The sequence below is a fragment of the Ruania halotolerans genome, from assembly GCF_021049285.1.
GTDB classification, from domain to species: domain Bacteria; phylum Actinomycetota; class Actinomycetes; order Actinomycetales; family Beutenbergiaceae; genus Ruania; species Ruania halotolerans.
Genome location: NZ_CP088017.1, coordinates 3,848,715 through 3,872,286, shown reverse-complemented (window position 1 = coordinate 3,872,286; position 23,572 = coordinate 3,848,715). Strand labels below are relative to the sequence as shown.

19 protein-coding genes are annotated in these 23,572 nt (G+C 68.4%); 11 read left to right on the top strand and 8 right to left on the bottom strand.

Annotated elements, in window-relative coordinates:
- The first annotated feature begins 21 nt into the window (after positions 1-21).
- The 7 genes from LQF10_RS17530 (at position 22) to LQF10_RS17495 (ending at position 10,920) form a co-directional block, all read left to right on the top strand.
- Positions 22-2,757 carry a hypothetical protein gene (locus LQF10_RS17530; protein WP_231065095.1) on the top strand — a complete coding sequence of 912 codons (2,736 nt, stop codon included), beginning with the start codon at positions 22-24 and terminating at the stop codon, positions 2,755-2,757.
- Entirely contained in the window at positions 2,754-4,478 is a 1,725-nt protein-coding gene (locus LQF10_RS19415; protein ID WP_290371117.1) for an acyltransferase, read from the top strand. Before LQF10_RS17530 ends, LQF10_RS19415 begins: the two co-directional genes overlap by 4 nt.
- Before the next feature lie 115 nt (positions 4,479-4,593).
- Positions 4,594-5,919 carry a glycoside hydrolase family 28 protein gene (locus tag LQF10_RS17515; protein WP_231065094.1) on the top strand — a complete coding sequence of 442 codons (1,326 nt, stop codon included), beginning with the start codon at positions 4,594-4,596 and terminating at the stop codon, positions 5,917-5,919.
- Positions 5,920-5,943: 24 nt separating this feature from the next.
- Positions 5,944-7,710: an extracellular solute-binding protein gene (locus LQF10_RS17510; protein ID WP_231065093.1), complete on the top strand. Its 1,767-nt coding sequence runs from the start codon at positions 5,944-5,946 to the stop codon at positions 7,708-7,710.
- A gap of 8 nt (positions 7,711-7,718) precedes the next feature.
- The gene (locus LQF10_RS17505; protein WP_231065092.1) at positions 7,719-8,618 is read left to right on the top strand and encodes a carbohydrate ABC transporter permease; all 900 of its coding nucleotides are present in this window, start codon (positions 7,719-7,721) and stop codon (positions 8,616-8,618) included.
- A 17-nt stretch (positions 8,619-8,635) separates the two neighbouring features.
- Positions 8,636-9,628 carry an ABC transporter permease gene (locus LQF10_RS17500; protein WP_231065091.1) on the top strand — a complete coding sequence of 331 codons (993 nt, stop codon included), beginning with the start codon at positions 8,636-8,638 and terminating at the stop codon, positions 9,626-9,628.
- Positions 9,628-10,920 (top strand): alpha-L-fucosidase, encoded by a 1,293-nt coding sequence (locus tag LQF10_RS17495; RefSeq protein WP_231065090.1) that lies wholly within the window; start codon positions 9,628-9,630, stop codon positions 10,918-10,920. Before LQF10_RS17500 ends, LQF10_RS17495 begins: the two co-directional genes overlap by 1 nt.
- 52 nt (positions 10,921-10,972) lie before the next feature.
- Here the strand turns inward: LQF10_RS17495 and LQF10_RS17490 are convergent, their stop codons facing one another.
- Genes LQF10_RS17490 through LQF10_RS17455 form a run of 8 tightly spaced genes read right to left on the bottom strand, consistent with a single transcriptional unit; the run spans position 10,973 to position 19,954 of the window.
- The gene (locus tag LQF10_RS17490; protein WP_231065089.1) at positions 10,973-12,487 is read right to left on the bottom strand and encodes an aldehyde dehydrogenase (NADP(+)); all 1,515 of its coding nucleotides are present in this window, start codon (positions 12,485-12,487) and stop codon (positions 10,973-10,975) included.
- Entirely contained in the window at positions 12,484-13,677 is a 1,194-nt protein-coding gene (locus LQF10_RS17485) for a fumarylacetoacetate hydrolase family protein (RefSeq protein WP_231065088.1), read from the bottom strand. The genes LQF10_RS17490 and LQF10_RS17485 overlap by 4 nt, the downstream gene beginning before the upstream one ends.
- Positions 13,678-13,695: 18 nt before the next feature.
- Positions 13,696-14,478 (bottom strand): enoyl-CoA hydratase/isomerase family protein, encoded by a 783-nt coding sequence (locus LQF10_RS17480; protein WP_231065087.1) that lies wholly within the window; start codon positions 14,476-14,478, stop codon positions 13,696-13,698.
- On the bottom strand, positions 14,475-15,566 hold the full coding sequence (locus LQF10_RS17475; RefSeq protein WP_231065086.1) for a type 2 periplasmic-binding domain-containing protein: 1,092 nt from the start codon (positions 15,564-15,566) through the stop codon (positions 14,475-14,477). Before LQF10_RS17475 ends, LQF10_RS17480 begins: the two co-directional genes overlap by 4 nt.
- On the bottom strand, positions 15,563-16,783 hold the full coding sequence (locus tag LQF10_RS17470) for a CaiB/BaiF CoA transferase family protein (protein WP_231065085.1): 1,221 nt from the start codon (positions 16,781-16,783) through the stop codon (positions 15,563-15,565). The genes LQF10_RS17475 and LQF10_RS17470 overlap by 4 nt, the downstream gene beginning before the upstream one ends.
- Positions 16,780-17,847, bottom strand: a complete 1,068-nt coding sequence (locus LQF10_RS17465) for a Gfo/Idh/MocA family protein (RefSeq protein WP_231065084.1) — start codon at positions 17,845-17,847, stop codon at positions 16,780-16,782. Before LQF10_RS17465 ends, LQF10_RS17470 begins: the two co-directional genes overlap by 4 nt.
- Positions 17,844-18,800: an MBL fold metallo-hydrolase gene (locus LQF10_RS17460; RefSeq protein ID WP_231065083.1), complete on the bottom strand. Its 957-nt coding sequence runs from the start codon at positions 18,798-18,800 to the stop codon at positions 17,844-17,846. The genes LQF10_RS17465 and LQF10_RS17460 overlap by 4 nt, the downstream gene beginning before the upstream one ends.
- A complete protein-coding gene (locus tag LQF10_RS17455; RefSeq protein WP_231065082.1) occupies positions 18,800-19,954 on the bottom strand; it encodes a mandelate racemase/muconate lactonizing enzyme family protein in 1,155 nt (384 codons plus the stop codon). The genes LQF10_RS17460 and LQF10_RS17455 overlap by 1 nt, the downstream gene beginning before the upstream one ends.
- A 100-nt stretch (positions 19,955-20,054) precedes the next feature.
- Between LQF10_RS17455 and LQF10_RS17450 the strand changes: the two genes are divergently transcribed.
- The 4 genes from LQF10_RS17450 to LQF10_RS17435 all read left to right on the top strand — a co-directional run bounded on the left by LQF10_RS17450 (position 20,055) and on the right by LQF10_RS17435 (position 23,560).
- Positions 20,055-20,804, top strand: a complete 750-nt coding sequence (locus LQF10_RS17450; protein WP_290371116.1) for a FadR/GntR family transcriptional regulator — start codon at positions 20,055-20,057, stop codon at positions 20,802-20,804.
- Positions 20,805-20,916: 112 nt separating this feature from the next.
- Complete coding sequence (locus LQF10_RS17445) at positions 20,917-21,720, top strand: CoA transferase subunit A (protein ID WP_231065080.1); 804 nt, start codon at positions 20,917-20,919, stop codon at positions 21,718-21,720.
- Positions 21,720-22,379, top strand: a complete 660-nt coding sequence (locus tag LQF10_RS17440; RefSeq protein WP_231065079.1) for a CoA transferase subunit B — start codon at positions 21,720-21,722, stop codon at positions 22,377-22,379. Before LQF10_RS17445 ends, LQF10_RS17440 begins: the two co-directional genes overlap by 1 nt.
- Positions 22,376-23,560, top strand: coding sequence for an acetyl-CoA C-acyltransferase (locus tag LQF10_RS17435; RefSeq protein ID WP_231065078.1), 1,185 nt, complete (start codon positions 22,376-22,378; stop codon positions 23,558-23,560). The genes LQF10_RS17440 and LQF10_RS17435 overlap by 4 nt, the downstream gene beginning before the upstream one ends.
- Positions 23,561-23,572 lie beyond the last annotated feature (12 nt).

Sequence of the window (23,572 nt, the reverse complement as noted above, 5' to 3'; positions counted from 1 at the left end):
GCAGAACTACGGGAGTTCTTTGTGTCCGGCTCAGCGCAGCACGCCGTCGTGATCAGCCCGGCCGCCGATGTCGGTCCCGCTGCACAGCACGGGATCGAGATGCTCGGCCGTGCCCTGGCCGACACGGGGCTCGACTACCGGAACGAACCGCTCGGCACCGCGATCCGGCGTCCGCAGGGCGGGGAGGTGTGCGTCGTTGTCGGTGCTCGCACGGCGCCCGCGATCACCGCGCTGGAGGAGCAGGAGTGGTTGCTCTACAACACCGGGGCACCGGGTCCGAACGGCTTCTATCTGAGCATGCTCCCGGGCCGGATCCTGGTGGTGACCGGCGGCGACGACGTCGGTGTGCTCTACGGCTGCCTGGAGCTGGCTCGGCTGATCGCCGCCGAGGGCGGGATCCCGTGGGACCTCGAGGCCGGCCAGACCCCCGACCTGGAGCTGCGTGGGCCGGCGATCGGGCTCCAGCTCACCGAGGTGGAACCGCCGCGGCAGGTGTATGAGTACCCGATCACCCCCGACCGCTTCGGCTGGTTCTACGACCGCGACCTCTGGTTGGAGATGTTCGAGACGCTGCTTTCCCAGCGCGCCAACGTCATCTACCTGTGGAGTGGGCACCCGTTCGCCTCGTTCGTGCAGACGGCGCAGTACCCGGAAGCGCTCGAGGTGACCCCGGACGAACTCGCGCTCAACCGGGAGACTCTCGCCTGGATGGTGGCCGAGGCCGGCCGCCGCGGAATCCAGCTGTTCCTGATGTTCTACAACATCCACATCCCGCTGCCGTTCGCGCGGCATCACGACATCCCCTTGCACCAGCCCCGGCCGACCGAGCTCACCTCGCGGTACACCAGAGCGGTCCTGACCGACTTCGTCCGCGACTTCCCGCAGGTGGGGCTGTACGTCTGCCTGGGTGAGGTGCTGCAGGGCGACCTCTACGGCACCGAGTGGTTCACCGAGACGATCCTGCCCGCCGTCGAGGATGGTGTGGCGGCCGCCGGCGCCCAGGCGCCACCACCGATCCTGCTCCGTGCGCACTCCCTGGACCCGAAGCCGGTGATCGAGGCCACCGCCGGCCGGTATCCGGCACTGCACACCGAGGCCAAGTACAACGGCGAGTCCCTCACCACGTGGAATCCGCGCGGGAAGTGGCAGCGCACCCACCGCTACCTCGCCTCGCTCGGTGGGGTCCATGTGGTCAACATCCACATCCTGGCCGACCTCGAACCGTTCCGGTACGGTGCCGTCACCTTCATCCAGCGCAGCGTCCGCGCCATCCGCCACCGCCTCGACAGCAACGGGCTCCACCTGTACCCGCTGTTCTACTGGGAGTGGCCGCTCTCACCGGACAAGGCGGAGCCGAGACTGCGTCAGCTCGACCGGGACTGGATCTGGTTCGAGGCCTGGCACCGCTACGCCTGGAAGTGCGACCGGGATGCCGACGACGAGCGCCGCTACTGGACCGGGCGCCTCGCCGGGCAGTTCGGTTCGGAAGCTGCCGGAGCGGCAGCGCTCGAGACGCTCGAGGCGATGGGTCAGGTCGCGCCGCGACTGGTGCGGCGCCTGGGGATCACCGAGGGCAACCGCCAGACCCTCAGCCTCGGGATGACGCTCAGCCAGCTCACCAACCCGGCCCGGCACCGCGCCTACGACGACCTGTGGCTCTCCCACGCGCCGGCGGGGGAGCGGCTGGAGGAGTTCGTCGCGACTGAGGTGGCCGGGGGCACGCACATCGGGGAGACCCCGCTGGACGTCGTCGAGGACGCGGTGCGCTTCGCCTCGCGGGCGCAGGCCGCCGTGGACGCAGGGCGTGCCGCAGTGCGCACCGGGGGAGCCGAGTACGAGCGGCTCGCCGGGGACGCGCAAGCCATCGCGCTGCTGGCCGACTTCTACGACCTGAGGGTGCGGGCCGCCGTCGAGATCCTGCGCGCCCGGGCCACTTTCGCGGGTGAACCTCTCGCCATCGCCGGCCGGCTGCGGGAGGCGGTCTCCCTGGTCGAGGCGAGCGTGGAGGTGTACCGCCGCCTGGCCGGCCTGACGGCCGGCACCTACTGGTACGCGAACAGCATGCAGACGCCGCAGCGCAAGATCCCGTTCCCGAACGGCAAGGTGTACGGGCACTGGCAGCAATGCCTGCCCGAGTATGAGGCCGAGCTGGCCAACCTGCGGGCCAACGCCGAGATCCTCGCCCGTGGCGACCTCCCGCCGGCCGTCGCGGAGCGCCCGGCATTACCGGGCAGATTCCGCGGGATCGACCTGACGGTTCACGCCGGCGGCGAGGTCTTCGAGGTGGCGGAGGGGAAGGCGCTGTTCGACGACGTGGACGAGCCGGTGGTCGCCCTCGCCGAGGAGCTGACCGGCCTGCGCGGGGTCCGGTTCGCCAAGTCTGCGGTGCTCGGCGGCGAGGCGAGCGTGGAGTTCTCGTTGGCGCAGGACGGGCACCTGTTGGTCGGCTACTTCAAGGACTCCAGCCCCACCTGGCTGCAGGTGCCGGATCTGGAGACGAACACGCACGCCGACGAGCGGGGCGGACTCACCCCGGTGCTGACCTCAGCGGTGACCGTCTCCTGGAACCCGGCAGTGGACGTGCACGCCTTCCGCTACGAAGCGGGCCGGCACACCTTCGCCCCCGGCCGCGGTGCGTACGTGATCCTCGGCGCTGTCGCCGCCGACCAGGAGTTCACCGGTCGCAGCGTCTCAGGCACCGAGCGCGAGGACTCCTTCGACTGGCTGTACGAGAACCCGATCAGGAGCATGGCATGAGCGAGACCAGGACCGGTATCGAGACGAACCCCTTCGACCGCGACCACTACGACTACTCCTCCTGGTTCTTCTGGGTTGAGGCCAGCGAAGAGCAGAAGGCCGAGCAGCTCGCCCAGCAAGAGCAGTTCCTGCGCTCGCGGCCGGACTCCTCGATCGGTGAGCGGTGCTTCATCTCACCGCTGGCCGCCATCCAGGTAGAGACGCTGACGCTCGGGCGCAGCTCCTACATCTCCGGGCACGCCTACTTGACGGGCACGCTGCTGACGGGCCCGAACTGCACGATCAACCCGTTCTGCGTGATCCGGGGAAACATCCGGCTCGGCCACTCGGTGCGGATCGGCGCCCACACGTCGATGCTGGCCTTCAACCACACGATCACCGACCCGGACCTGCCCGTCTTCAAGCAGCCGACCTCCCAGCGGGGCATCACCATCGGCGACGACGTCTGGATCGGTTCGCACGTGATGGTCCTGGACGGGATCACGATCGGTGACCGCGCCGTCGTCGGAGCTGGGTCGATCGTGACCAAGGACGTGCCGGCCGGGGCGATCGTCGCCGGGAACCCGGCGACGGTGCGCAAGTGGCGGGTGCCCGAGCTCGCTCCGCTCACGGCCGCCTCCTCGCCTGCCGATGAACCCGCACTGGCCGAGCAGCTGCGCGCGTTCGACCAGATGGTGCGCGAGCAGGCGGAGGAGGTGCTCGCAAGATCCTGGGACGCGGCCACTGGCCGGTACGTCGATGCGCCGGGGCACCCGCCGTCGGTACGCGCCCATTGCGACGCCGTCGAGGTGGCGGCCTACCTGACCGGCGACGTCCCGTCACAGCTGAGCCGCGAAGAGCACGTCGCGTGGCTGCGCGGGCTGCAGGACCCGGTCTCCGGCATGATCGCCGAGCTCGACGCGTCCGGGCGGCCCGGTCCGACGGTGACCGATCTGAGCGTCGACGATGCGCACTATCACGTGCTCTGCGTCGGGTACGCCCTCGAGGTGCTCGGAGCAGGCTTCGCCCACCCGATCCACGCGGTGGACCGGCTCGCCGCCGATGGACTGGTCGAGCTCCTGGACTCGCTGCCGTGGCGCGGTAGCCCCTGGCGCAGCAGCAACGTCGCCGACATGCTCGGTACGGCGTTGCTGTGGAATACCCGCGCCGGGACACCACACAGTGCCGCCACCGCGGCCGGGCTGTTCGGCTGGTTGCACACCCACGTGGACCCGAGGACGGGGATGTGGGGCGCCGACGACCCGCGCTCGGGCCGGCTGGAGACCGTCAACGGGTTCTACCGCACCTCGCGAGGGTCGTTCGCCCAGTTCGGGCTGCCCCTGCCGCATCCCGAGCGCGTCGTGGACACGGTGCTCGCGCACGCCCAGGACGCCCGCTACTTCAGCCCCGACCGCCAGAACGCATGCAACGTGCTGGATGTCGCGCACCCGTTGTGGCTGGCGGGCCGGACCGGTGCGTATCGCCAGCACGAGATCCGGCAGGTGGCGACCAGGCTGCTGTCCGATGCACTGGGCCACTGGCGGCCTGGAGAGGGTTTCGGCTTCGCGGCCGAGTCCGGTACCGGACGCGACCCCCTGGCCGAGACCCCGGGCCTGCGCGGGACGGAGATGTGGTTGGCCATCGTCTGGTATCTCGCTGACCTCATTGGCGTCGGCCGCTCGCTCAACTACCGCCCCAGTGGGATTCATCGACCCGAACCAGCGGGTTCGCTGGCCCTGTGATGAATCGACTCAATGCCTGACGGCATACATCATAGGTACGACCTTGACCATAAGGGTCATACATAGTACCTTCCGAGTATCTGATCGCACGAGGACGTGGGAACGAAAGGCAACGATGCACCTCGACGACTGGCAGGACAACGGCCCCGGCTGGCACCGGGCCGATGCCATCGTGCGCCGGGTGCAGGCACCGACCTTCCCCCGTCACGAGGCGCGGGTGGAGGATCACGGCGCCCTCGCCGACGGCGTGACCGACTGCTCCGCCGCGATCGCAGCCGCCATCGACGCCGTGCGACGGGCCGGGGGTGGCCGGGTGGTGCTCGGCGCGGGTACCTATCTCACCGGGCCGATTCGTCTGCACAGCAACATCGACCTGCACGTCAGCGCGGGGGCGACGGTCCGGTTCATCCCCGAGCCGGAGCGCTACCTTCCGCCCGTGCTGACCAGGTGGCAGGGCGTGGAGATGATGGGGTACTCCCCGTTGATCACCGCCCATGATGCCGTGAATGTCGCGGTGACCGGTTCCGGCACCCTCGACGGTGGTGCGGACACCGAGCACTGGTGGCCGTGGTGCGGCCTCGAGGAGTTCGGCTGGCACCCGGGCGTCGTCGAGCAGGAGCGCGACTGGCAGCACCTGGTCGAACTGGTGCACCAGGGCGTGCCGCCGGCCGAGCGCGTCATGGCACCGGCGCGGAACTTCCGGCCGAACTTCATCGAGTTCTACCGCTGTGAGGGGGTCTGGGTGCAGGGCGTGCGGATCGTTCGCTCGCCGATGTGGGAGATTCACCCCGTCCTGTGCACCGGTGTGCTCGTCGAGGATGTGCACCTCGACACCCACGGCCCCAACAACGACGGCGTGGACCCCGAGTCCTGTACCGACGTGGTGATCCGGGGCTGCCGGTTCGACGTCGGCGACGACGCCATTGCCATCAAGGCAGGGCGGGAGGAGGACGCGGAACGGGTCGATGAGCCGTGCCGGAACGTGGTGATCGAGGACTGCACCATGACCATGAAGTACGGCGCCTTCACCATCGGCAGCGAGCTGACCTCCGGAGTCCGTGACGTCTACGTGCGCCGCTGCACGATCGGGGGCCCCGGCCTCTGGTACGGCCTGTACATCAAGACCAACGCCGCACGAGGCGGGTACGTCGAGAACGTCTACGTCGACGACGTGGAAGCCTCTGAGCTCCAGCGCGAGTTCCTCAGTTGCAACTTCCTGCGCGGTGAGGGTCTGCGCGGTCCACGCACCCCGACCGTGCGCCACATCCGCATCACCAACGTCCGGGTCGGCCGGGCCCGACGCGCCCTGCATCTGGCCGGGTTCGCCCACAGCCCCATCGCTGACGTCCACATCTGTGACAGCACGTTCGAGTCGATGGCTGAGCCGGACTCGATCGAGAACGTCGTCGGCCTGGCGCTGACGAATGTCCATCCTGCGTGAGTCTCAACGAAGAGAGGTAAGACCATGTCTACGTTCAACCCCCTGGAGCGCGACCTCGACCGTCGCTCGCTGCTTCGCTACGGTGCCGCCGGCGCCGGAGCCCTTGCCACGACCGGCGTCCTCGCCGCCTGCGGCGGCGACCCTGAGGCCGAGGCGCCGAGCGAGATCGAGGCGAGCGGCGTCGAGGGCGTCGAGCAGGTGCAGCTCGGCGAGGAGATCACCGAAGGCATCCAGTACCCGGAGAACTATGTCGGCCCTCGCTCCTATGTGAGGGAGCCGTTTTACACGGGGGATGCCACCTTCACCGTCGGCACCAAGCTCAACCCGAACGACGTCGGTGATTGGAACACCAACGAGTTCACCCAGTGGATGCAGGAACAGACCGGCGTCCCGATCACCTACGACGTGGTGCTCAACGAGGACGCCGACCTGACCCGCGTGAATGCACAGATGACGGCCGGGGACATGCCGGACGCCTACATGATGATCCCCTTCACCAACGATCAGGTCTCCCTGTACGGCAGCCAAGGCGTCTTCCAGCCCTTGGAGGACCTCATCGAGACCTACGCACCGGCGCTGCGCCAGGTGATGGAGGACTACCCCGAGTGGGGAGCCGCTCTCACCGCCACGGATGGGCACAAGTACCAGATGGCCGTCCCCAACGACTGTTACCACTGCCGGGTCAGCCCCTCGCGGGCGTTCATCAACCAGAAATATCTCGAGGCGGTCGGGGCCGAGATGCCGCAGACCACCGAGGATCTGCGCGAGGTGCTGAAGCTCTTCAAGGAACAGGATCCGTCCGGCACCGGCCAGATGATTCCGTTCTCCGGCGGCGGTCCGAACGACTTCATCGACAACTACATCATGAACTCGTTCCTGTATAACCCGGGTTCGGAGGGAGATGGTGGTGGGTGGCTGCGCCTGAACGAAGGCAAAGTCGAGTTCGTCGCCGACAAGGATGAGTGGCGCGAGGGACTGCGCTACCTGCGCACCCTCAGCGACGACGGCACCCTGGACCGCTCCGCCTTCACGATGAGCTCCGACGAGCTGCTCCAGGCCGGAAATCAAGGCCGCCTGGGCTTCGTGCGCAGCTACTACTGGGGCTTCTTCGCCGATATCTCCGACGAACCGGACGCCCTATGGCGCGATTACGTCTCCGTGCCACCGCTCGAGGGGCCGAACGGGGTGCGCTACGCGAACTGGGACTGGGAGACCGACCGCAGCCGACCATTCGTCATCACGAGCAAGTGCGAGAACCCCGAGGTACTGGTGCAGTGGCTCGACTACATGTTCACTCTCGAGGGTTCGCTGCGCGCCGCCAACGGAACCACCGACAACTGGAACTTCGCCGAAGAAGGTGACGTCGGTATCAACGGCAAACAGGCCATCTGGGACCGCGAGACCTGGCCCGCCCCGGCCGGGACCAGCCTGGGCGGCCTCGCCTTGGCCTACAACTCCAACGACTTCCGTCTCGGTCAAGTGTCCGACCCGGACAACCCCGACCTGGAGGTATTCCTCTACAACGCGACCACGGAGTACGAGCCCTACCAGCAGCCCCGTGAGTTCTACCTTCCGTCGTTGATCTTCGACCAGACACAGGCCTCCCGTCGCGCGGACATCGCCACCTCGATCGAGAGTCACGTACGTCAGCACATGGCGAGCTTCGCCATCGGCGAGCTCGACATCAACGACGACGCCGCGTGGGAGGAGTACGTGTCCGCGTTCGGTGCCATGGGACTGCCGGAGTACCTCGACCTGCACCAGCAGGTCTTCGACGCGCGTCAGGGGTGAGTCTGCCGATGCTCCGTGCTCGCCGGATGAAGTACACCGGGGGCGATGCCGCCTTCATGATCAGCACCTACGTGCTGCTGGCGGTGTTCACCCTGTCCGTGCTCTACCCGCTCGTCTTCGTGCTGAGCGCGTCGGTCTCCAGTGCCGACGCGCTCACGCGCGGCGACGTCTGGTTGTGGCCGGTCGGAATCAACGTCGACGCGTACACGGAGGTATTCGGCTCGCCACGCCTGGTGCGAGGCTTCCTCAACTCGGTGCTCTACACGGTGCTGGGCTCGGCGATCGGGACATTCCTGACGTTGTTGGCCGGCTACGTGCTCTCACGGGATGATCTGCCCTTCCGGCGGAGCCTGATGTTCTTCTTCCTCATCCCGTTCCTGTTCAGCGCCGGGATCATCCCGACCTACATGATCGTGAACGCGCTCGGTCTGATGAACTCCATCTGGGCGGTCGTGCTGCCCGGCGTGCTGAACGTCTTCAACATGATCATCACGATGACGTTCTACCGGCTGAACATTCCCAAGGAGATGCTCGAGGCGGCGCAGGTGGACGGTGCCACTGACTTCCGCTTCTTCTTCCGGATGGCCATCCCGCTGAGCAAGCCGATCATCGCGGTGAACGTGCTGTTCTACGCGATCACGCAGTGGAATGGCTGGTTCAACGCGCTGCTCTACCTCTCGGATGACACGTTGTTCCCGTTGCAGCTGGTGCTGCGCGAGATCCTCACCCAGAGCCAGGTGGACCCGTCCATGATCGGCGGTGATGTCTCCGAGTTGATCCGGCGCAAGGAACTCTTCGACAAGCTCAAGTACGCCCTGATCGTGGTCGCGATGATCCCGCCCATGATCGCCTATCCGTTCGTCCAGAAGCACTTCACCAAGGGTGCGCTGATCGGATCGCTCAAGTGAGCCAGGGAGCCTGAACGATGACGTCACCGACGACCACCGCACCGCCCACTCCGAGGGCGCCCGCGCCCGGCTCGGCAAGCCGGAGACCGACGAAGAAGCACCAGTACCCGCTCGGCCTGCGCCTGAAGCGGTCCTGGCGCCTGTACGTCCTGCTGTTGCCGCCGTTCGTCTACGGGATCCTGTTCATGTGGGCGCCGTTGTACGGCCTGCAGATGGCGTTCAAGGACTTCAGTGTGGCGCTGGGGATCAGCGGCAGCCCGTGGGCAGGGTTGAAGTATCTCGATCAGTTCGTGAATTCCTTCCAGTTCGGGACCGTCATCAAGAACTCCCTGATCCTGAACTTCTACGAGTTGCTGGCGCTGTTCCCGCTGCCGATCGTCCTGGCGCTACTGCTGAACGTGGTGCGCAACATGAAGTTCAAACGCACGGTGCAGCTGATCACCTACGCCCCCTACTTCATCTCCACCGTCGTGGTCGTCGGCATCATCATCATGCTGTTCTCCCCGAGCGGCGGCATCGTCAACCAGGTGATCGTCGGAATGGGCGGCCAGCCGACCGACTTCCTCAGCTCCGATTTCTTCCGGCACACCTACGTCTGGTCCGGTGCCTGGCAGACGCTGGGCTACTCGGCAATCATCTACCTCGCGGCGCTGGCAGGTATCGACCCCCAGCTGCACGAGGCGGCGAAGGTGGACGGTGCCTCGATCGTGCGCCGCATCTGGCACATCGACCTCCCGGGCATCCTGCCGGTGATGGTGACGCTGCTGATCCTCAACATGGGCTCGATGCTCTCTGTCGGCTTCGAGAAGGTTCTGCTCATGCAGACGCCCCTGAACCTCGATGTCTCGGAGGTGATCGACACCTACTCCTACAACGTCGCCTTCGCCTCCTCGATCCCCCAGTACTCCTACGCCGCCGCCATCGGACTGTTCAAGTCCGTGATCGCCGTCATCATGCTCGTGATGGCCAACTGGCTGGCGCGGCGAGTCGCCAAGACGAGCCTGTTCTGATGGCCGGCGCGGTGCCGGCGTGGTTCAGCCACGACCGGTTCGGGATGTTCGTCCACCTCGGCGTCTACTCGGCACTGGCCCGGCACGAATGGGTGATGACCAACGAGCGGATCGACCCGGCGGAGTACGAGCGGCTCGCGAGGTACTTCGATCCCGACCTGTTCGACGCCGACGCCCTGGCGCGGGCAGCCAAGGACGCCGGGATGGGCTATCTGGTGCTGACCGCCAAACACCACGACGGGTTCGCACTGTACGAGACCAACCTCAGCGACTACAGCTCGACCGCGTTCTTCGGTCGCGACCTCGTGGCAGAGACCGTCGAGGCGTGCCGCCGAGTGGGGCTGCGGGTCGGCCTCTACTACTCGCTCATCGACTGGAATCACCCGGACTTCACGATCGACTTCCAGCACCCGCTCCGGGACCGCCCGGATGCCGCCGAGCTGAACTCCGGTCGCGATATGGACAGCTACCGCCGGTTCCTGCACGGGCAGGTGCGTGAGCTGCTGACCGGGTACGGGCAGATCGACTACGTCTTCTACGACTTCACCTACCCGTGGGAGCAGGACGGCTGGGTCGGCAAGGGGCCGAAGGACTGGGACGCGGCCGGTCTACTCGCGATGACGCGCGAGCTCCAACCGGGAGCGGTGGTCAACGACCGGCTGGGTATCCCGGGCGATTTGGTCACCCCGGAGCAGTACCTGCCGGACGCCCCGATGATGACCGACGACGGCGCCTGGCAGACCTGGGAGGCCTGCCACACCATGAACGGGGCGTGGGGGTATGACCGGGAGAACCGTAACCTCAAGAGCCCGGACCTGCTGATCCGCACGTTGATCGACATCGTGTCCAAGAACGGGAACTTCCTACTCAACATCGGCCCAGACGGACGGGGTGCGATCACCGGCAGCGATGCGGCCTCGCTCGGGGTCCTCGCCGAGTGGATGCGCCTGCACCGCCAGGCGATCGTCGGGGCCGGGCCGGTGGCGGCCACCCCGGCGCCCGGGACAGCGTTCACCGCGCGCGCTGACCGGATCTACGTGCACCTGCTGCACTGGCCGCTCAAGCACGTGCACCTGCGGGATCTGCCCGGCTCGGTACAGTTCGCGCGGTTCCTGCATGACGGCTCCCAGCTACAGGTGCGGGTGGCCGGCGGCGAACGGACCGACGCCAACCATCAGCTCGACCACATCACCCCCGGTGAGCAGCCTGCAGGCACGGTCACGTTGCAGTTACCTGCCGTCCGGCCCGAGGTCGCGGTCCCGGTGGTGGAGCTCTTCCTCGGCGAGGACTGACGGCGGCCGATCACCTGTCCGCCGGGCGGCGCGCAGGTGATCGGCCCCGCTGTCAGCTGCCTGAGGGTCGCAGTACGCCGTCGACGCGTCGGGGAATGCCCACCTGGCCCTCACGAAGCTCAGGCGGCAGCACCTCCTGCGGTGCGTCCTGCCAGGCGAGCGGGCGCAGGAACCGGCGCACGGCGGTGGCCCCCACGGAGGTGTGCTGGGTGTTCGTCGCCGGCCACGGCCCGCCGTGGTGCATCGCCCAGCACACTCGCACACCCGTGGGGTAGCCGTCGTAGATGATCCGCCCGACGACGTCCCGCACCACCTCGGTCAGAGCCTGCCGTTCCTGCGCCTCGCCAGCCGCCGAGTGGATCGTCGCCGTCAGCGAGTCGGGGACCGCGGCCAGGGTCGCGCCGATCTGCGCCAGGTCGCGGTAGCGGACGAGCACGATCAGCGGTCCGAAGGCCTCTTCGGTGACGGCTGGAGTGACGTGGTCGGCGTCGATCTCCAGCACGGCGGGGGTGCGGGCGAAGCCCTCCTCAGCGGCCCGGGGTGCCAGCAGACTGCGTGCGTGCCCCTCCTCGATCAACCGGGTGCGGATCTCGTCGAAACTGTGGTGGATGCGGGAGTTGAGCAGCGTCTGCGGATCGGCGGCGCCGCCGCGCGAGACCAGGCCGGCGGCGAGTGCGTCACCGGCTTCCCCTTCCGGGACCAGCGCGATTCCCGGTTTGGTGCACAACTGCCCGGCGGATGCGGTGAAGGACGTATACAGCCCCTCGGCGATCTCCTCGCCGCGCTCGGCCACGGCGCCCGCCGTGACGATCAGCGGGTTGACGCTGGAGAGCTCGCCGTAGAAGGGGATGGGCGTGGGGCGCTCGTCGATCAGGGACTGCAGGATCTTCCCGGTGGACAGCGACCCGGTGAACCCCACGGCGGTGATGCGGGGGTCGCGGACCAGGTCCGCCCCCGCCTGCTGGCCGTAGACGATTCCGATGGTTCCCTCGGGAGCGCCATGGGCGGCGGCAGAGCGCGCGAGGCTCTCGTAGGAGCGTTGAGAGGTCAGCAGATGCGAGCCGTGCGCCTTGATCACCACGGAGCCACCCGCTGCGAGCGCAGAGGCGGTGTCGCCACCGACGACGGAGAAGGCGAAGGGGAAGTTGCTCGCCCCGAAGACGGCGACCGGGCCGAGGGGCACGAGCATGCGGCGCACGTCGGGGCCGGGGCCAAGCGGAGTGTCGCCGGCATGATCGATGATTGCCTCGAGGTACCCGCCCTCGGTGACGACGTCGGCGAACAGTCGGAGCTGGAAGATGCTGCGGGTCAGCTCCCCGGTCAGGCGCGCCTGCGGCAGTCCGGTCTCGCTCATCGCGGCGCTCACGAGAGCCTCCCGGTCCTCCTCGAGGCCGTCGGCGAGCGCCTGCAGCAGCCCGGCGCGCCAGGCGCGGCTGCGGGTGCTCAGATTGCGGAAGGCATCACGGGCGAGGGTGGTGATCTCGACGAGACGCTCGGGGGTGGTCTGCTCGATGAGCGTGGGTGTGGTGGTGCCGGTGCGGGGGTCGGTCGTCGACAGGGTGGTCATCGAGTCATCCTTCCGATCAGGTTTCGCTGCGCGAGGTTGGAGATGAGGGCGCCGATCCCGAACTCCCACGCAGGCAGGGACTCGCTGTGCTGGACGCGGTTGATCAGCGCGCCCAGCCCCGGTGAGGCGATCCGGACCACGTCACCAGGGTGGTGGGTGAAGCCGTGGCCCGCCAGGTCACGATCGGCGGTCGGGGCGAACATCGTGCCCAGGTAGAGCACGAAGCCGTCGGGATAGGCATGGTGATTGCCAGCCGCCTGGCGGACAAGATCGGCGGGATCGCGACTGATACGAGCCATATCGGAGCCCGCCTCGAGCTGGAATCCGTCCGCACCGGTGACGGTGAGCGAGACGGACTCGCTGCGCACGTCGTCGAGGGTGAAACCTGCGTCGAACAACCGCAGGAACGGACCGAGTGAAGCCGAGGCGTTGTTGTCCTTCGCCCGCCCCAGCAGCAGCGCGGAGCGGCCCTCGATGTCGCGGAGGTTGACGTCGTTGCCGAGCGTGGCGCCGATGATCGCGCCAGCGGAGGAGACGATCAGCACGACCTCGGGCTCGGGGTTGTTCCACTCCGACTCGGCGAGCACGCCGACTTCGGAACCCGGCCCGACCGAGGCGAGCACCGGCGCCTTGGTGAAGATCTCGGCATCCGGCCCGATACCGACCTCGAGGTACTGGCTCCACATCCCGGCCTCGAGCAGCACCTCCTTGAGCCGCGCGGCGGCGGCCGAGCCCGGGACGAGATCGGCGATGTCCCCGCCGATCGCTTCCATGACGGTGCTGCGGATACTCTCCGCGGTCGCCGCCTCGCCACGGGCTCGTTCCTCGATGACGCGCTCGATCATCGAGACCGGGAACGTCACTCCCGCGGCCTTGATCACCTGCAGGTCGACCGGTGAGAGCAGCCAGGGCAGTGCGTCATCGCGGCGGTCGGTGTTGGTGTTGGCCCAGAGGGCCTCGAGCGTACCGACCGAGGGGCCACTCGCCCCGGCGAGGGCCGCGGTCGGGTCCGGCTGCTCGGTGAGATCACGCATCGTGGGGAAGGAGGCCGAGAGGTCCTGCAGCTCACCTTCGCGGACGGCCACGACCGCGGGACCCGGGGCGTGGGGCAGCCAGGCGCGTCCGACGAGTACGGCGCGGTCGTGATCAGTGGGCAGGATGTCGGTGACCGGGGGGATCCAGGTCGTCATCGGGAGTTCCTCCTCGTCTCAGCGGCCGTGGAAAGTGCCGGTGCGCTTCTCGGTGAAAGCGGTGCGTCCCTCGGCGGCGTCTGCGGTGGCGAAGGTGATTGCCTGCAGCTCGCGCTCGTAGCCGATCGCCTGGTCGAGCGGGAGATTCTGCGCGGCACGCACGTTCGCCTTCGCCGTCTCGACGGCGATCGGGGGTCGGGTGGCGATGATCCTAGCCAGTTCCTGGGCCCGGCTGAGCAGCTCCTCGGCCGGCAGGACCTGACTGATCAATCCCCAGGACAATGCCTGGGAGGCGTCGATGCGATCGCCGGTCATCAGCATCAGGGCCGCGTTGCCTGGTCCGACGGATGCGGCCAGCAGGGGTGACATCCCCCCGCCGCCGATCCATCCGAGCGTCACCTCGGGCGCCGCGAAGGTCGCGGACTCGGCGGCAACCCGGATATCGCAGGTGAGCGCCGCCTCGAGACCGCCACCGAATGCGTAGCCGTTCACGGCGGCGATGATCGGTTTGCGGCACTCACGTAGCGCGTCGCAGTAGTCGCGCCGGTTGCGGAAAGCCCACGGGGTGTCGTACTCGTCGAGGGTGGTGATGTCGCTGCCGGCGCAAAAGGCGCGTCCGGTGCCGGTGTAGACGAGGACCCGGATGGACGGTTCGTCGTTGACGGCGGTGACGAGGCGGGCCAGCTCGGCGCTCATCTCCTGGGTGACGGCGTTGAGCTTCTCCGGCCGGTTCAGGCGGATCGTGGCGACATGGTCGTGGACGTCGACGACGAGGAGTTCGGTGCGGGATGTGAGGGTCATACGGCCTCCGGTCGGTGGGTGAGGAGTTCCTCGAGTTCGTCGAGTGCGTCGCCGGCTGCCCGCCCGGTGAGGACGGCCGCGCGCACGATCGCTGATGCCTGGCTCTGGACGGGGATGTAACCGGCGAAGCGGGGGCGCACCCACGCGGTCTCCATGGTCGAGCGGGTGGCGGAGTAGAAGCCGTACGCGGCGTCGTCGACCGCCGGGTCCGTCCAGGCGGCACGGGCGCTGGGTTGACCGTCGTGGGCGGGGATGAACGTGCGCTGGGTCTCCTCGGCGAGCAGCCAGGTCAGATGCTCCAGGAGAGCCGCTGAGGGGGTGCTGCGCCGCGTCAGCGCGATCCCGGTGCCGCCGATCGTGGAGCCGGTACGCCGCCCCTGCGGTGGGGGCCCGAACGCGAGTGCGGGGCTGGAATAGGTGACGTAGCCGTAGACGAGCGGGATGTAGTCGATGTCGCCAACCGTGCGCATCCGTTCCAGCAGGCCGATCGGGTTCAGCCGCTCGGTGTCGTGGGGGAGGTTCGTGCTCAGGGCCGTCATGATCTCCAACGCTCGCTCGGCGACGGGGCGGTCGAAGACCGAGGCCGAGCTCTCGCCGCTCAGCGAGAGGGTGATTGAGCAGAGGGTCAGGAACGCGTGCGGACCGGCCAGGCTCATCGCGAGTCGGCCGCCGTCGGCGAGGTCGAGTGCGTCGTGCCAGGTCGTGGGTGGTTCGGGCAGCGCCTGGGTCTGTCGCGCGCTCACCTGCGTCGCGGCGTCCAGCGGGAGTGCCCACAGATGCGGGCCGAGCTGGTACGAGCGCACGCTGGCACCTACCGCGCCCTGCTCCAACCGGCGCACCACCTCCGCGGGCACCAGGTCGTCGATCGGGTGCAGGCAGCCGGCGGCCAGTGCGTCGCCGAGGTGAGGGTGATCGAGCACCAGGACGTCATAGCGCCTGGCGAGGTCGGCGATCGCCGCAGACTCGAACCCCTCCAGCGGCTGGACCTCCCACCGCAGTGTGTCCGGCCCGGTCAGGCGAGTGGCCGCCGCCTCCAGCGCGTTCCGGCCGCGCGGGTGGTCCCAGGTGAGCCCGACATAGTCGGTCATACCGGGGCGCTGACCGGTTCGGCCACCACACCGCTGCCGACCAGGCTGTCGGCGCGGTCTGACTCGATACCCAGCTCGCCGAGAATCTCCCGGGTGTGCTCGCCGACCCGTGGCGCACCGCGGTCGATGCGCGGTGGTGTCTTCGTCATCCGGTAGGGGAAGCCGGGTGTCTTCACGCGACCCTCGGTGGGGTGGTCGTATTCGACGAACGTCCCGTTGTGCCGGATCTGCGGGTCCTGGACCAGATCCTCGTAGCCGTACACCGGACCGACCCACATACCGGCGGGAAGCAGCACGTCCAGCCAGTGCTGCGTGCTGCGCCCACGCAGGTGCCCGGCCACGATCGCGTGAAGTTCGTCCCGGTGGGTCCAGCCGTGGGTCTCGGCATCCAGGCCCGCCAGCCGTGGCTCCTCCAGCACGGCCCCCAGGGCCTCCAGGTCGGCGAACGCGAGGGCCAGGAACCCGTCCGCGGTCTCGAAGATGCCGTACGGGGCGCGGATGTAGACATGCGCGTGCGGCTCCTCGCCCCGCTGCTGGGGTACGCCGCCGACGGTGTAAACACTCAGTTCTTGCATCTGCAGGGTGGTGAGCGCGTCGAGCATGTTGACGGTGACGAGCTGGCCCTCGCCCGTGCGCTCCCGGTGGAGCAACGCCGCCAGCACGCCCTCGAACGCGGTCGAGGCGGTGACGGCGTCGGCCAGGTACTGCCCGGCGGGCGCGGGCGGCTCACCGTCGCGCCCGGCGGAGAGCATGGCCCCGCTCATGGCCTGCAGGATGAGGTCTTGGCCGGGGCGGTCACGGTACGGTCCGTCCTCGCCGTAGCCGGAGATGGACACGTAGACCAGCGCCGGGTTGATCGCGGCGAGGGTCTCGTAATCCAGGCCGAGACGGGCAGCGACGCCGGGCCGGTAGTTCTGCAGGAAGACGTCGGCGCCAGCGACGAGCTCGCGCACGATCTGGCGTCCTTCCTCGGACTTGAGGTCGATCGCCAGGGACCGCTTGTTCCGGTTCAGGCTGAGGAAGGACACGTTGATCTCGTTGCCTTTCGCCCCACCGGCAGCGGCGCCGCGCTGCCACTCCCCGGTGGTGGGTTCAACCTTGATGACGTCGGCGCCCAGGTCGCCCAGGCGCTGGGCCGCGAACGGGCCGGCCATGGCGATGGAGCAGTCGATCACGCGGTAGCCGTCGAGGACTCCGCGGTGGGTGGCGTCGGTCATGTCTCCCTCAGAGGTTCTCGATGGACGGGCGTCTCGACGCCGCTGGCGCCGGCCGAGCGCAGCAGCGCCTCGATCAGCTCGACCGATCTCGCGGCCACCAGGGCATCGGAGTTGTTCTCGGTGCTGGCACCGGTGATCAGGTCGATGAATCTGGCCGGGGGCACGAGGCACTCGTACTCGCCCTCACCCGGGGCGATGGCGACGTCCTCGCGGCGGCCGTCGTAGCGGCTCAGTGAGACCCGCTCGCGTTCCACATCGATCATCAGCACCCCCTCGGAGCCGAACAGGCGGATGTCGAGCTGGTACTTGTCGCCGTCGGCGAGCGTGGCAGCACCCGAGACGGTGCCCAGCGCTCCGCCCTCGAACTGCACCACAGCGGCGTCGAAGAGGTCGACGGCGGCCCCTGGTCCGCTCACCCGGCCCGCCACCGTGGTGGCGCGTAGGCCCGTGAGCCAGGACAGCAGCGCCGAGGAGTGGGTGATCTGCCCGTGCGCGTAGCCGCCGCCGTGGGCAGGGTCGGCCCAGGTGCTCGGGTCGGGCGCGGTGTGCGAGTTCCACCGCTGCAGCATGTGGGTGGGGTCGGAGCCGAACAGGCCACGGGTGGGTGAGGCCATGTGGCAGAGCACGTACTGGATCTCACCGATCCCACCGGCGTCGAGGATGCGCTTGGCCGCGGACGTGAACGGCTTGTAGTTCCAGCCGTAGGGCACCAGGAAGACGGTCCCGGCGCGTTCGGCACGTTCGACCAGGTCCCACGCCTGGGCAGCGTCCAACGTCATCGGCTTCTCACACAACACGTGTAATCCGCGCTCGAGCGCCTGTGCCGCGAACCGGTGATGCAGGTCATGCGGGGTGGAGATGACCACGGCGTCGATGTCCGCGGCGAGGAGTTCGTCGGCGTCCTCGGTGGCCAGGTCGAACCCGAACTCTGCCTGCGCGTGGGCCAGGCTCGGTCCCCTGCCGCAGACTCCTACGAGCTCCACGTCCTCGCGGGCGGCGAAGATCGGGAAGTGATTGCTCGTGGCCCACCAGCCCGCGCCGATGGCCCCGAGCCGGACGCTCATCCGACCCACCGCCAGGTCCGGCGGCCTGCCCGAGACCCCTCGCGTACGGTCCCGGCGGCGGCGAGGCGCTCCAGGTTGCCGGTCATCGGGAAGATCAGGTACTCGGCAGCCGCGTCCGACCACGAGCCCAGGTGCGGCGTGCAGCGGTGGATGAGTTCGAGGGAGGTCAGTTCCTCCCCGCTGCGTAAGTGGTCGGCGATCACCTGGTCGATGCGGTCGACGTAGGCGGCCGAGCGGTTCAGGAACCCGGCCGCGTGGGCACCCTCGTAGACCGGGTAGTGCGCCGTCAGGAGCAGGTCGGCGCGGTAGGAACGCAGTCGGGTGATGGTCTCGGTGTAGGCGACCACGTCGCGGTAGGTGGGCGGGAAGATCGGCGCACCCTGCGTCGTCAGGACGCTCTCGCCGAGGACGGCGTCGGAGATGAGCAGGGCGCGGTTGACCGGATCCCACAGCGCCAGGTGGCCGGGGGAGTGGCCGGGTGCGCGGAGCACCTCGATCCGGCGGTCGCCGAGATCGAACACCTCGCCGCCCTCCAGCGCCCGGTCCACCGTGACGAGGCGGGTGCTGCGGCGGATCTCGGCGGTGGCCTCGGGCGGGTCGTCGAAACCGTCAGCGTCGGCGAACTCGCCGTAGCGGCCGCGGATGAGTAGCTCGATGTCCTCGGTCATCGGGACGTCGTCACGGCCGGCCAGCAACTCGACGTCGGGCGCGAGCTCTCGTAAGGCGCCGTTGCCGCCGGTGTGGTCGAAGTCGCAGTGCGAACTGATCGTCCAGCGAATCTCGGTCGGGTCCAGGCCGATCTGACCCAGGTAGGGCGTCAGCGTTCCCGAGACTGACTCCTCGACGCCGGTGTCGAATAGCAGTGCTCCCCGGGCGCCGGTCAGCAGATACATGGCAATGAACCGCTCCCCCAAGGGAGCGACGATGCGGTGCAGGCCCGGACGTATCTCCATCATTTCCCCCAGCCGTCGCCATCAACGAGGCGCAGGCCGCTGCGCTGCGGGCGGGTGTGTGGTCCGGCAGGTTCCTGCCATCCCTCCGCCTCGCGGGCAGCGCGAATGGCTGATTCGTCGATCACCATCCCGGCGCCGGCTCGGTCGCCCAGCACGATGCCGCCATCGACGAACTCCTGGTCGACCGTGAGGCCGACTGGGACGCCGAGATCCTGCACTTCGGACGAGAGATGATTCGGCACGGCGGCTGCGACCGCTGCGACCGCATGGTTCGCCGTGAGGCCGACCGGACTGAGCGGCAGATCGCGGCTGTGCGCGGCCATCGCCACCCGCAGCATGTGCGTGACTCCCCAGATCGCCCCTGCCTGGACGATGTCGGCACCACCGCCGTCCAGCAGCGGCCGATACCACTCGAGTCCGGTGAGGTTCTCTCCGGTGGCCACAGCGGCCTTGATCGATTGGCTCAGGCGTGCATGCCCGACGGTGTCCCACCGGCGTAGCGGTTCTTCGATCCACGTCAGGTCGATGTGCTCCTCGAGTGCGCTCACGTACCGCACGGCCTGTTTGACGTTCCAGGACTCGTTGGCGTCGAGCATGAGCGCAGGAGCGGCGCTTGCGGTGCTGAGTGTCTCGGTGATCAGAGCGAAGCGTCGCAGGTCGTCCTTCAGGCACCGGCCGCCTTTGAGCTTGGCTGCGGTATACCCGCGATCGGCAAATGATTGGTAGAGGGTCGCGAGTTCGTCGTCCGTGAGCGCGGCGTCGAGGCCGGACGCGTAGCCGTGCACGAACCGGTCACCGGCGCCGAGGAGGCGCCACAGGGGCTCACCGGCGAGCTTGGCCTTGATATCCCACAGGGCCGTGTCGAGGGTTCCGATCCCCCCGAACGTCGCGCCGCCGTGGGATGACTTGAACACTCGCGCGAGCATGGCGTCGTACAGCGTCGAGACGGCGCGAGGATCCTTGCCCTCGAGCGCCGGGAAGAGCCGGTCGAGATCGGCGTGGGAACCGGCCGCCACGCCCTCGACGCCCTCGTCGGTTTCGATGACCACGAGAGGCACGTCCGTGACGCCGGAGGCGATGAACCCGTTGACGTCGCCAACGGGCCTGCCCCAATGGTGGGTCGTGCTGAGGGTGCGGTAACCGGTGATCTTCATATCATCCTCGAGGTGAGATCGTTCGAACACCATACATCATATGTCTGCTGTTTGGCGTGTCAGGGTATCCGAGATGTTCCGTGATCAATAGGTTGGTGTCATGCCCTCCTCAGAGCCGACGGCCTCCGCTCGCACCCGACGTCCGATAGAGCGCATCGGGGCCACGGTGCTCCGGGAGTTCGTCCAAGCGATCGTGGCCGGCGAGTACGGACCGGGACAGATCCTGCCCACGGAAGCGGAATTGACGGCCGAGTTCGGTGTCAGCCGGACGGTCATCCGCGAAACAATGAAGCGGCTGCAGGAAAAGGGCATGATCACCGTCGCGCAGGGGCGCGGTACCCACGTGCAACCGATCACCAGCTGGAACGTGCTCGATCCGCTCGTGCTGTCGACGATGATCAGCAATGACCGCACCCTGGGGGTGCTGGATGATCTCAGTGTCGTACGCAGTGCCCTCGAGGCCGAGATGGCCGGTGATGCAGCGGCCACCGTGGATGATCAGACGCGGCTGATCCTGCGTGAGCGGATCGAGAACATGGCCGAGTCGGTCAGCGACTCGAGCGTTTTCCGCGATGCCGACGTCCAGTTCCATCTGGCGGTCATGGACCTCTCCGGCAACGCGCTGGCCGCGAACATCGCCCGGGCGCTCATCTTGCATGCGGTGCACAGCGATCGCTATACGGGCCTCGATCCGACGCGCGCCTTCGAGCTGACCCTCGCCGAGCATGAAGCGGTGGTTGAGGCGATCGATGCCGGAGATGCGCGCCGCGCCCGCGAGGCCATGCGGGACCACATCCTCGGCTCCTGGCAGCGGCGCCGCCTCCCTACAGAGAAGTCTCCCGGCATGTAGCGAGCTCCGGACCTGGCGGCGGTCCGCACCTCGATCGCAGGGTCGCATCCGCTGTGAGATGACACCGGCGCCCAGAGGGCGCACGATAGAGCCATACCCTCGAGGAGGCGAGATGACGACGACGTCCCGCGGCCTGGACAAGACGGTCGCCTCCGCCGCCGACGCGGTGGCGGACATCCCGGATGGCGCCACCCTCGCCGTCGGGGGCTTCGGCCTGTGCGGTATCCCGTCCGTTCTGATCCAGGCCCTGCTCGAGCAGGGCACCACCGATCTGCGCGTGGTCTCGAACAACTGCGGCGTGGACGATTGGGGGCTTGGGCTGCTGCTCGGCGCCGGGCGGATCAGCAAGATGACCGCGTCCTACGTGGGGGAGAACAAGGAGTTCGAGCGCCAGTTCCTCTCCGGTGAGCTGGAGGTGGAGCTGGTTCCGCAGGGCACCCTCGCCGAACGGTTGCGGGCCGGCGGTTCGGGGATTGCTGCGTTCTTCACGCGGGCCGGCACTGGCACGCAGATGGCCGAGGGTGGGTTGCCGCAGCGGTACGACGGCGCTGGGGGCGTTGCCCAGGCGTCCACGCCCAAGGAAGTGCGCACGTATCCCACCGACGGCGGCCCGCGGGAGTTCGTGCTGGAGGAGGCCATCCACACCGACTTCGCTCTGGTGCACGCGGCGAAGGCAGACAGGCACGGCAACCTGGTGTTCACGAAGTCCGCCCGCAACTTCACCCCACAGGCTGCGATGGCCGGGAGGGTGTGCATCGCCCAGGTCGAAGAGCTGGTGGAGCCGGGTGAGCTGGATCCGGACGAGATCCACCTGCCCGGTGTGTACGTGCACCGGGTGGTGGAGGTGGGGCTGGATATCGAGAAGCGGATCGAGAAGCGGACGGTCGCTCCGGCTGCCGGCAGGGGAGCCGCCTGATGGCACTGACCAGGGAAGAGATGGCCGCCCGCGCCGCCCGGGAGCTGCCCGACGGCGCCTACGTGAACCTCGGAATCGGGCTCCCCACGCTGGTACCGAACTACGTGCCGGCGGGGCGTGAGGTGGTGCTGCAATCCGAGAACGGGATCCTCGGCGTCGGGCCCTACCCGGCCGAGGAGAACGTGGACCCGGACCTGATCAATGCCGGCAAGGAGACCGTCACCACCCTCCCGGGCACGTCCTTCTTCGACTCCGCGATGTCCTTCGGGATGATTCGCGGCGGCAAGATCGACGTGGCCATCCTCGGCGGCATGCAGGTCTCGGGCGCCGGCGACCTGGCGAACTGGATGATCCCCGGCAAGATGGTCAAGGGTCCCGGCGGGGGGATGGATCTGGTGCAGGGTGCCCGGCGGGTGGTGGTGCTGATGACGCACACGGCCAAGGATGGATCGCCCAAGATCGTCCGGGAGTGCTCCCTGCCGCTCACCGGGCGCGCTGTGGTGAACCGGATCATCACTGACCTCGCGGTCCTGGACGTCACCGGCGGCGGGCTGGTGCTGCGTGAGCTCGCTCCCGGTGTCACCGCGGATGAGGTGCGCGAATGTACGGAACCGGAGATCGCCGTCGACCCCGATCTGACCGAGGTGAACTCCCAATGACCAGAGCAGCTGACGACGTCGTGATCGTGGGTGCCACGCGCACCCCACAAGGCAAATTGCGCGGGCAGCTCGCACCCCTGGCGGCCACCGCGCTCGGTTCGGTGGCGATCCGGGGAGCGTTGGACCAGGGCGTTCCCGCGGAAGCGGTGGACGCCGTGATCATGGGGCAGGTGCTGCAGGCCGGTGCCGGGCAGAACCCGGCCCGTCAGGCTGCGATCGGCGCCGGGGTCGGCTGGCGCGCGCACGCCACCACCGTGAACAAGGTGTGCCTGTCCGGCCTGACGGCGGTGATCGACGCCGCCCGGCTGCTGCGCTGCGGCGAGGCCGAGGTGGTGGTGGCCGGGGGGATGGAGTCGATGACGAACGCGCCGCACCTGTTGCCCGGGTCGCGGCAGGGGTGGACCTATGGCTCCGTGGAGGCGATCGACGTGACCGCGCACGACGGGCTCACCGATGCGTTCGACCACGAGGCGATGGGTCTGGCGACTGACCGCTATGACGCGGAGCGCTTCCACGTGAGCCGGGCCGACCAGGACGAGGTGGCGGCTGCCTCACATCGGCGGGCGGCGGCTGCCTGGGAGTCTGGCGTGTTCGATGGTGAGGTGGTGCCGGTGACGATCACCGGGCGCAAGGGCGAGACGGTGGTGGAACGCGACGAGGGGATCCGCCCGGAGACCACGGTGGAGACGTTGGCGCACGTGCGGCCCGCCTTCACTCCGGACGGAAACATCACTGCCGGGAACGCCTCCCAGATTTCCGACGGTGCAGCCGCCGTGGTCATGACCACGCGCGCCCGTGCCGAGAACGAGGGCTGGCAGGTGCTCGCCACCGTCCGCGCGGCCGGGCAGGTGGCGGGTCCGGACACGTCCCTGCATGCTCAACCCGCGCGAGCGATCGTCGCCGCGCTGGACCGGCAGGGTTGGGCAATCGATAACCTGGGTCACGTGGAGATCAACGAGGCCTTCGGCGCCGTCGTCGCCCACTCGGTGGCGGCGCTCGGCCTGGAGATGGAACGGGTGAACCCACACGGCGGCGGGATCGCGCTCGGCCACCCGATCGGCGCTTCCGGTGCGCGCCTGGTTGTCCATGCCGCCCACCAGCGGGCGCAGCAGGGCGGAAGGGCCGCCGTCGGGCTCTGTGGTGGGGGAGGGCAGGGCGAAGCGCTGCTGCTGGAGGGATGAGGTGCCGACGAC